This window comes from Vibrio sinensis (assembly GCF_003605645.1).
GTDB classification, from domain to species: domain Bacteria; phylum Pseudomonadota; class Gammaproteobacteria; order Enterobacterales; family Vibrionaceae; genus Vibrio; species Vibrio sinensis.
The window spans coordinates 1-420 of sequence record NZ_QVMU01000177.1 but is presented as its reverse complement, the minus strand read 5'-3'; the positions used below and the strand labels follow the sequence as shown (position 1 = coordinate 420).

At 51.4% G+C, this 420-nt stretch carries 1 rRNA gene; it reads right to left on the bottom strand.

What is annotated here, in order from left to right:
* Positions 1 to 420 (bottom strand): 23S ribosomal RNA (locus tag DZ860_RS25475); the annotation flags it as partial.

Below are 420 nucleotides of genomic sequence, written 5' to 3'. Positions count from 1 at the left end.
AGGCTTCCCGCTAGCCACAGCGACCCTCCTACTCGTTGCCGTTACTCCATGCCTGGACCAAGTGCAGCTTGCCCTCACACAGCATAGGCCCAGCTTACAGCAACGGTCCGGTATAGGTCCAACGCTCGAGCGCCATCCATTTTCAGGGCTGGTTGATTCGGCAGGTGAGTTGTTACACACTCCTTAGCGGCTTCCGACTTCCATGGCCACCGTCCTGCTGTCTAGACCAACCAACACCTTTTGTGGTATCTCATGAGCGTCGTGTTAGGCACCTTAACCGAACGTTTGGTTCATCCCACAGCGCCAGTTCTGCTTACCAAAAATGGCCCACTTGGCACTCACATTCAATGCAAAACTCCAATTAAGCGAGTTAAGCTTCTCACCCATTTAAAGTTTGAGAATAGGTTGAGGATGATTTAT